At 73.9% G+C, this 280-nt stretch carries 1 protein-coding gene; it reads right to left on the bottom strand.

Features of this window, described 5'->3' with window-relative positions:
* On the bottom strand, window positions 1-280 hold a 280-nt coding region (locus tag DBV10_RS22640), incomplete at both ends, for an alpha/beta hydrolase-fold protein (protein ID WP_255424870.1).

Below are 280 nucleotides of genomic sequence, written 5' to 3'. Positions count from 1 at the left end.
TGCCAGCGTGAGCGCGCCGTGCCCGCCCATCGAGTGGCCGGTGATGCCCAGGCGGGTGCCGTCGATGGGCAATTGGGCGGCCACCAGGGGCAGCAGCTCGTTCAAGAGGTAGCTCTCCATGCGCCAGTGGGTGCGCCAGGGCGCCTGGGTGGCGTCCAGGTAGAAGCCCGCGCCCACGCCGAAGTCCCAGCTGTCGGCCTCGCCCGGCACGTTGGCGCCGCGTGGGCTGGTGTCGGGCGCGATCAGGGCCAGGCCCTGCTCGGCCGCCAGGCGCTGGGCA

Origin of the sequence: Acidovorax sp. FJL06 (assembly GCF_003852545.1) — a bacterium.
GTDB lineage: Bacteria > Pseudomonadota > Gammaproteobacteria > Burkholderiales > Burkholderiaceae_C > Acidovorax.
The sequence above is the reverse complement of the archived record's forward strand: the minus strand, read 5'-3'. Positions and strand labels throughout refer to the sequence as shown.